Annotated in this window: 4 protein-coding genes; all 4 read right to left on the minus strand. The window is 58.9% G+C overall.

The window, feature by feature from the left end:
- Window positions 1–79: 79 nt before the first annotated feature.
- Window positions 80–6,514, minus strand: coding sequence for a hypothetical protein (locus ABI171_RS00355; RefSeq protein WP_348090636.1), 6,435 nt, complete (start codon window positions 6,512–6,514; stop codon window positions 80–82).
- Window positions 6,515–7,538: 1,024 nt separating this feature from the next.
- Window positions 7,539–7,802, minus strand: coding sequence for a hypothetical protein (locus ABI171_RS00360; protein ID WP_348090637.1), 264 nt, complete (start codon window positions 7,800–7,802; stop codon window positions 7,539–7,541).
- 11 nt (window positions 7,803–7,813) lie between these two features.
- On the minus strand, window positions 7,814–8,128 hold the full coding sequence (locus ABI171_RS00365; protein WP_348090638.1) for a hypothetical protein: 315 nt from the start codon (window positions 8,126–8,128) through the stop codon (window positions 7,814–7,816).
- Window positions 8,129–8,182: 54 nt separating this feature from the next.
- Window positions 8,183–8,374: a hypothetical protein gene (locus ABI171_RS00370; protein WP_348090639.1), complete on the minus strand. Its 192-nt coding sequence runs from the start codon at window positions 8,372–8,374 to the stop codon at window positions 8,183–8,185.
- Between the last annotated feature and the right edge of the window lie 692 nt (window positions 8,375–9,066).

Consider the following 9,066-nt stretch of genomic DNA (forward strand, 5'->3'; position numbering starts at 1 on the left):
ATTTCCTTTAATGACTCTTTGTTGGCGGCAGGATGGCTTGTGCCATCCCGCTGTGCGAGCAATCCGCTATCACCGCCAGCTACCACTGATAGCCGGCAGATACCACGCCACCCGTCTGCCCTGCACTGCTGCTGGTGACCGCTGCCTTGTATACCCATTTATTATTTTCAGAGACCGTAGACAGTCCCAAAGCAAGCCCGGTCTGCCCTTGCCAGCGACTGCCGGCAACCGCCACCATGCTCTTTCCAGGCCCGGTCGGCTGCGGCAAACCTCCCGCAGCCATTGCCGCCGCAATGCCACCTGCAGCAGTTCGGCTGTTATGATCGATTTGGTTCTGCAGTTGATTAATTTGCTGATTGGTGTACTGATTAGCTTGCGCCACCGCGCCGCTGGCGCTTGAGGTCAGCTGCCCCACATTGACCGCATCAGTTGTATTGACCCCCGCTGCGACATTCGTGACCGTGCGTTCATTGCCGACGGAACCGACCGAAACGGTATTGGCTTGATTCGCTACCGAATTGGCGCCCAGCGCTACCGAATTGTTCGCCGTTACCTGCGCGCCCGCCCCCACTGCGGTAGCGTTGGCGGCTGTCGCAGAAGCGCCTGCACCGGTTGCTGTTGCGCCTGCAGCGTTCGCCACAGCGCCTTGACCGGTTGCTGTCGAGTTCTTTCCGGTAGCCACGGCATTGGTGCCTATCGCAAGCGAGTTGCTGCCGGCCGCACCCACGCTGCCGGCAAACGCAGTGCCTTCACTGGAAGCCACGGGAGCTTGACTACCGGTGTTTTTGATGGTGTTCGTCAGATTACCCAGATTATTATTCGTGGTGCTCAGCCCCGTCGACAAGGCCGATATGTTGGTGATTGCCGTGTTCAGCTCGCTGGCCACTGAATACAACTGGCTGCCATTGACGGCGTCGGTGCTGGTTGCAGAGATGCGGCCGGCGCCCACATTCGTGATCTGCCGTTCGGCGCCTGCGGAACCCACGCTCACCACGCTGACAGGGGCGCTGCCGGCGAAGGTGCCGAAGGTTGTAATGCCCACCGTCACCGAACTCACGGCAACCGCCGCAGCTGTCGTCGCGTTGGCGCCGAGCGCTACCGAGTTGCCGATGCTGGCGACTGCATTGGGGCCGATCGCCACGCTGTTGGCGCCAACAGCAATACTGTCGGGATCGGTGGAGTTGGCGTGGAAGTACTTGATGCCGCCACCGTTGTTGATGTTACTGACGGTGTTGCCAAGCGCGGTGACTTCCGTGTTGGTCGCGTTCAGCTGCGAACCATTCACAGCATCGGTACTCGTCGTGCTGAGGCGGCCGGCCGCGACATTGGTGATGGTCCGCTCATTGCCCACGCTGCCTACGCTGACCGTCGAAGTCGGTGTGGCGCCTGCAAAATTGTAGGTGGTGCCGTTGATGACCGCACTCGGCGTCCCTACCGCTGCTGCCGTGCTGGAGCCAGACCCGAGCGCCACGTCACCGGCGTTGTTAGCCGTCGCCGTATCGCCGAAAGCCAAGGCGCCAGCGGCTTTTGCCGCCGAATTATTGCCCAAGGCGACTGCGCCCTGGCCGATCGCGCTGCTGACGTTACCCAACGCGATCGCACCTTGGCCGGTCGCACTGTTGTTCGCCCCCATCGCTACTGCACCTGTACCCGTGGCAGTGTTCGGATCGCCGATCGCCACCGCACCGTCGCCGCTGGCCGTATTACCCACACCGATGGAAACCGCCTTGCCGCCGGTTGCCGTCGCGCTCTGTCCGATGGCGATGGCGCCGGCCGAATTGGCGATGGCGCCAGTTCCCTGGGCGATTGAATTGCCGCCTGTCGCCTGCGCACCATTACCCAGCGCAATATCGTTGGCCGTAGCCGGCGTGCCATTGACGCCGGCCACCGCGTTCAGGCCCTGGGCAATCGAATCATTGCCATAGGCATTGGCCGCAGGACCCACCGCGATGCTGTCCGTGCCTGCCGCATTACTGTCAGCCAGCGTCGAATTGGCATGGAAATATTTGATGCCGCCGCCATTGTTGATGTTGTTGACGGTATTTCCAAGCCCCGTCACCGCGGTATTGGTGGCGTTCAATTGCGAACCATTCACTGCATCGGTACTGGTAGCGCTGAGACTGCCCGCCGCCACATTGGTAATCGTCCGTTCGTTGCCGACACTGCCGACACTGAGTGTCGATGTTGGCGCGGTTCCCGCGAAATTGTAGGTCGTGCCATTGATTACCGCGCTCGGCGTTCCTGCCGCCGCGGCAGTACTGGAACCGGCGCCCAGTGCGATGTCACCTGCATTGTTGGCGACGGAACCGCTACCTAGTGCCATCGCACCGGCGCCGACAGCATGGGCTGTCGGCCCCACCGCAACGCTATCGGTACCGGTTGCCGTGCTGTCGGCCAGCGTCGAATTGGCGTGGAAGTACTTGATGCCGCCACCATTGTTGATGTTGGTGAGCGTGCTGCCGATGCTGCTGACCTCGGCGTTGGTCGCATTCAGTTGCGAGCCGTTCACAGCATCGGTGCTGGTGGCGCTGAGGCGGCCTGCCGCCACATTGGTGATCGTGCGCTCGTTCCCGACACTGCCTACGCTCACAGTCGATGCCGGCGCCGTACCTGCAAAATTGTAGGTCGTGTCGTTGATAACCGCATTCGGCGTTCCTACCGCTGTCGCCGTGACCGAGCCCGAGCCCAGCGCCACATCGCCCGCACCCGCGCCTGCCGTCGCACCGATACCCAATGCAATTGCATTTGATTGGCTGGCCACTGATACCGACCCAATTGCCACAGCTCCGTTGGCTGTCGCACTGGCATTGGGGCCCAGAGCAACGGACCGGGTCGCGCTCGCGTTGGCCGTATCGCCAATGGCAAGGTCTTTGGTGCCTGAAGAAGTCGCGTTGCCGCCAATAGCGGTTGATGAGCTGCCAGCCGCATTGGCGCCAGGACCGATCGCCACTGCAAAGCCATTCGCTGGAAGGCCATTTGAACTCAACGCTCCACTGGCGGAAGCATTGGCGCCAAACGCAATGGAATTGCGTCCGCTTGCATTGGCGTTGAAACCTATCGCAGTGGCATAGATGTTGGTGGCCGTGCTGTTGAAGCCCATCACCACCGCGCCTGCACCATTTGCCGTGTTGCCATTGCCTATCGATACGGCCGAGCCAACGCCGGAGACCCCTGTCGCCGTAGCGTTCAGGCCGATCGCCACATCCCCCGCGACATTCGCCGCGGCCGAATGGCCTTCGGCGATGCTGTCGGCCCCGGTCGCAACCGCAAGAGGACCAATCGCCGTCGAGTTTGCACCTGTCGCTGCACTGTCCGCCAGTACAGAGTTGGCGTGGAAGTATTTGATGCCTCCACCGTTGATGATGTTAGTGACTGCGGTGCCCACGCTGGTCAGCTCAGTGTTGGTGGCAAACAGCTGACTACCGTTGATCGCATCGGTGCTGGTGGACGATAGGCGACCTGCAGCGACATTGGTAATCGTGCGTTCATTGCCAACACTACCAACGCTTACAGTCGATGCCGGCGCCGTCCCCGCAAAATTAAAAGTAACGCCGTTGATCACCGCGCTCGCGGTTGCGACTGCCGCCGCCGTACTCGATCCCGAACCCAGCGCGATGTCATTGGCGTTGTTCGCCTTTGCCGTATCGCCAAGGGCAAGCGCCCCAGCTGTCGCAGCAAGCGAGCTGTTGCCCATGGCAACCGAACCCTGCCCCGTGGCGGTGTTCGCATTCCCCACACCTACCGCTCCCTTGCCGTTGACCGTATTGTTGGCCCCGACACCCACCGCACCGGTACCGGTGACAACATTAGGATCGCCGATCGCTACCGCACCATTGCCGCTGGCGGTATTGCCAACGCCAATCGATACCGCTGAGCCGCCGGTTGCCGTCGCCGTCTGTCCAATCGCGATTGCGCCAGCCGAATTGGCGGTGGCGCCTGCACCCTGTGCAATCGAATTTCCACCGGTCGCCTTAGCGCCATTACCCAGTGCGATATCGTTGGCAGTGGCAGGCGTACCGTTGACGCCAGCCACCGCATTCAAGCCTTGGGCAATCGAATCATCGCCGTAAGCATTGGCCACAGGGCCGACTGCAATCGCATCGGTGCCGGTAGGGGCGCTGTCGGCAAGCACCGAGTTGGTATGAAAATACTTGATGCCAGCGCCGTTATTGATGTTGTTGAGGGAATTACCCAGGTTTGTCACATTGGTATTCGTGGCGAACAGCTGCGACCCGTTCACGGCATCGGTACTGACTGCGCTCAGTATCGCCGGCGTCAAGTTGGTGATCTTCACTGTCCCCGTCGCTCCCGTACCGCCGGTTGCCCCCAAGGTGATGGTATTGCCACCCGCCGCGTCGTATTTGACAGCGATGTTGGTGGTATTGTCGACATTGGCGTTCAGCGCAGTGAGTGCGCCGGCCACCGTCGTCTGGGCCGTAGGTCCAGTTACCGCACCTGTGTTGCTGACTGTATTGATCGGTTGGCTAAAACCTGTAATGTTGCCGGTCGCAGGAGAATATGTTGCGCCGCCACCCAAGGTGCCGGCAGTCGTTGTTCCGAGATTATTTACTCCGGTTACCACAGAGTTCAATTGTGAACCGTTGATTGCATCTGTACTGGTGGCCGAAATGACGCCAGCCGCCACGTTCTGGATCTGACGCTCGGTGCCTGCCGCGCCAACCGACACTACGCCATTGGCCGAAGCTGCCGCTTCGACGCCAGCAGCCGTCCCGCCAAACTGCGCGGTAGCACCGGTATGCGGCGCCGCCGTGGTCGAACCCGAGCCCAACGCCACATCGTTCGTACGGCTGGCGACCGCAGTATCGCCCAACGCCACCGCACCAGCTGCCGCAGCATTGCTGGCATTGCCCAGCGCTGTCGAACCTTGGCCGGTAGCTGTGTTGGTATTGCCCAAGGCTATCGCGCCCTGGCCATTGGCCGTATTGGTATTACCCAGCGCAACAGCGCCCGTACCGGTCGCTGTGTTCGGGTCGCCGATCGCCACTGCGCCATTGCCGCTCGCCGTATTGCCAACACCGACCGACACTGACTGGCCGCCCTTTGCCACTGCGTTCTGGCCGATAGCAATCGCACCACCGGAGCTCGCCGCCGCTGCGTTACCCATTGCGATAGTATTATCTGCCGTAGCCAAAGCCAGTTCGCCACCGGCGAGGGAAGCAAAACCTGTCGCTTGCGACTGATTACCGAATGCTACAGCACCGAAGTTGACAGCCTGGGTGCCGACACCAAGCGCCAGTGAATTGCCGCCCGTAGCCTTGGCCGCATTACCCAGCGCCGTGCTGGAGCCGCCGCCAGCCTTGGCGGTAACGCCGATAGCGGTGTCCTGCGTGCCGCTGGCTGTGGCGCCGTTACCCACTGCGGTCGCATCGGTATTTGAAGCAACAGAGGAATAACCTAGTGCTGTAGCTGTGCCGGCGCTAGCGTTCGAATTGAACCCCAGAGCCGTACTGTTCGGTCCGGTGGAATTACTGTTCGAGCCTGCGGCGATGGAATTGCCACCGGTCGCCTTGGCACCGCTACCTAAGGCGACATCGTTGGCGGTAGTCGCTGCGCCGCTGACGCCGGCCACCGCATTCAAACCTTCTGCTATCGAATTATTGCCATAAGCATTGCTGGTGTCCCCTAAAGCCAGGGAAGATGCGCCCCCCGCATTGGAGAAATTACCAGCGGCCGTAGCATTTACAGCATTGGCAAACGCGGCCTTGCCAAGTGCAGTACCCCCGTTTGCCAATGCTTCCGCTCCGGCGCCGATCGCCACCGCTTGTGCACCGCCCGCCGTCGAGGTATTGCCTATAGAAATAGCCGAATCACCGGAACTCAAGGCGCCTCCACCCAATGCAACGCCGATGCGGCCCGTGGCGCTTGCCGCCGGACCGCCAGCGAAGGAACCGTCGCCCGTCGCCGATGAGCTAGCGCCAATTGCCGTACCCGTTGAGTTGGCGTTAGCTGCCTGGCCAACCGCCGTATTCCCGAGATTAAAACCTACAGTCCTGCCCGTCCCACCCGTTCTCCAGTTATCTATCAACGAACCACTGGCGGCCGTCTTCGCTCCGGAGATCGCAGCACTTCCCAAGGCCGTGCCATTGTCGGCAAGCGCATTGGTGTCACTGCCTAGCGTGGTTGCATGCGAGCCGGTTGCCACGCTAGCGATACCTATCGCTACAGAATTCTGTCCGCTGGCGGTGGTCGCGGCTGCACTGCCATAGGCGGAGCCGATAGCGATGGCGCCACTTGCAGATGCTGCAGCTTGCCCACCGACAGCAATGCCGCCAGCACCCGTTGCCTGCGCTCCCTTGACGCTATTGCCGCCAATCGCAACCGCACCGGCCTGCGTAGCCTGGGTTGAATTCGCGGTGGTCGTGCCGCCGCCGGTGCCAATTGCCACGGCATTAAGCGCTGTCGCCTGGCTCAACAAGCCAACCGCCACGCTGCTGGTGCCGGAAGCATTGGCCTGCGGGCCGACGGCGGTGGCCTGCAGTACAGCCTGACTCATGAATCCAAATGCCGCGCCATAGTTCCCCGTGACTTGGGATCCGGCGCCGAACAATGTCACAGCAAGTAAATTGCTTCCGTTCGCACCGCAACCGGCAACTGTCGAATAGAAACCACTCCCATCCGTCTGCGTAGAGGTAATAACCGTGCCGTCCGCACCGGTGTAACTAGCGCCACACGCCGAGCCGGCAGTATTAACAATAGTGCCGGCGTATCCAGATAATGGCAGCGCCAATATCAGCGCCAGCGCCAAACTCTTCAATAGAAAAACCGGTTCCAAAAATTCGCCAGATGTCGCTGCCGTCGACGATCTTGCGGAACGGCTTTTCCCTCGGGACTTGGCCAACTCGCCTACCACATACCATTGACCTGCGGCCTTGCTCCAAATAATCCGGAAAATTTTATTCATTTTGTGTACCTTGCTTAAAAAAATCAAGCGAAACGGCTTGAGTCGATCGGTCAGAGTGCAGTACCCGAAAATGCAGATATGTAAAGCTTCCAGTGAGACTTGCCGGTAATGACGAATCTGCTTGGATTCAGTTTCGTTTCAGCCATGTCGAAGCAGATGTGGAAGTGCTGCGCCAGCTCCCCAAAGACGAATGAAAACGTGCCATACCATTCGGCTGCTCACGATTTTTCTGTGGGTGAAGCACTTATCAAGTCACTAGCGACGCGCCAGATGATTGTCAATGTAGGTGAGAATTTCATTAATTTGACATCAATAAACAATGCTTAACCAATCCATCAGGAAGGCGTAAGCATTTGTTGTGTTAATACCGGAAGAGATTGGAAACTGAACATCGCAGATCACGCATTGCGCTCGCAATTCAGCAGACCGAGGCACGCCCACCGACAAAAGTGATGTAAGGAACAGTAACGCGGGAGGGATTAAAGAGTGCCAGTGGCAGGCGCCATCTGGATGACGATGAGGGTGCTAACCGCAAGAAGAAATCGTCAAGCCGGGAATGCCTGGTCAGGTCAATGCGGTTTCGCCGGACGATGGGCAAATGCCTGTGCATGCACGGTTAGAAATCGGGATGCTGCCGGAGCGCCATATACTCCGGCGCATTCAATAAAGTAGGCAGTGGGCCTGATCCGAGAGCGGCAGCCTGCTTCACTATCTCCATCCCATCTTGCATCAGATCGAGGGCGATCAAGGCGGCTGCGTGGACCACACGGACACTGGTGCTTTCCATCGATAAGGCAGCAATAATTTCCAATGCCCATGACGAACGGGTGATTGTCAATTGACGGGCGGCATGGACGACTTCAGGCTGCGGATCAATCACCGCCAACGTACTCAGCAAATGCAGATAGGCTTGTGGACTGCCTGGATGGGAGGTGTAAGTTGCGCGGGCTTGTGCGATTGTGTCGCCGGATCTCCGCTTGCAAGCGAAGCAGCACGCGCCAGCATCACGGACAGATTCGGCGAAAACGGATTCAGTTCGCGCGCGGAAGCAAAGGCGGCGACCGCCTCATGAGGAGCATCGGTTGCCAGCAGATGCAAACCATAATGAAAATACGTTAGCACATCATCGGGCGAGGCACGCAGCGCTTGCTGATGTTTGCGCCGAGCCGTATCGAAGTGCCATTTGCAGTCGAGCAGATGCGCCACCTGCGATTGCAGGCCAGGCGTATGCGGAGCGGTACGCTGGACCGATTCCAGCAATTACAGGCCATCCTCGATAAGCGACGCCCTCACTTCCAGGCCACAGCTGATTTTGTCAGCCATGCATTGGGCCAGCGCCAATTTTGCAGCCATGTACTCAGGCGCCTTGGAAATCACATTCTTGAGTATCAGCTCGGCTTGTTCGAGGGCTTCCGGGAACGACGCGTGAGTAATTGCTGAGCATGGATGCATGCCTCCGCAAACGCCGGCTGGATCTTTGCGGCGTCAAGCATGCGTGAATGGATAGCCGCTGGCATCGCCGTGGACAAACGCGTTTTGTCCGGCAATATCGTCAGGCAGTAGCCGCGCCCATAATGCGAATCAATCTGTATCGAACCAAACTTTGAAAGCGAACGCCGCAGTTGTGCGATACAACGCGCAAGGCTTTCATCCGATATGCGCCCGGCCCAGACATGTTGGGCGAATTCGTCTTTTGATACCGTTTTTGGCCAAGCCTGAAGCAATAACCCGAAAGCTCGGCGTTCCTTTGGGGCCAGACAGAGCGGAGAATTCCTATAGAAAATCAAGCCATCGCAGTGTGCATTGAATCCTGCGGAATCCGATCTATGTCAAGCGTTTCGCTATGTGATGTCCGCATTTTTATCTTTTTCACAATTTTTGATATGGCATTGCCTCTTCCACAAACATCAGAAAAGTGGTCGAACAGAATGGACCCTAAATGTGATTGATTATTATTAATCAGATGAAATGGGCTACACGATTTTATCGATGGACAGCCAAATTGGTGAGTCTCTGCACGGGGGTGTACTGGATTCTGTGTAAACGGGTTTTCGTTTAAGCCTGCGGCACCCGGTCTTCAAACTGGATGGCGAAGCGATTCAGCGCCGCTTTCCAGTCCCGTATCGGCATCGTCCACTTCTTGC

The sequence above is a fragment of the Collimonas sp. genome, assembly GCF_039923675.1.
GTDB lineage: Bacteria > Pseudomonadota > Gammaproteobacteria > Burkholderiales > Burkholderiaceae_D > Collimonas.

Bases quoted from the DNA above. Each gene is read 5' to 3' on its own strand.
- ABI171_RS00355 (WP_348090636.1), bottom strand. From the start codon at position 6,514: ATGAGTCAGGCTGTACTGCAGGCCACCGCCGTCGGCCCGCAGGCCAAT.
- ABI171_RS00370 (WP_348090639.1), bottom strand. From the start codon at position 8,374: ATGCATCCATGCTCAGCAATTACTCACGCGTCGTTCCCGGAAGCCCTC.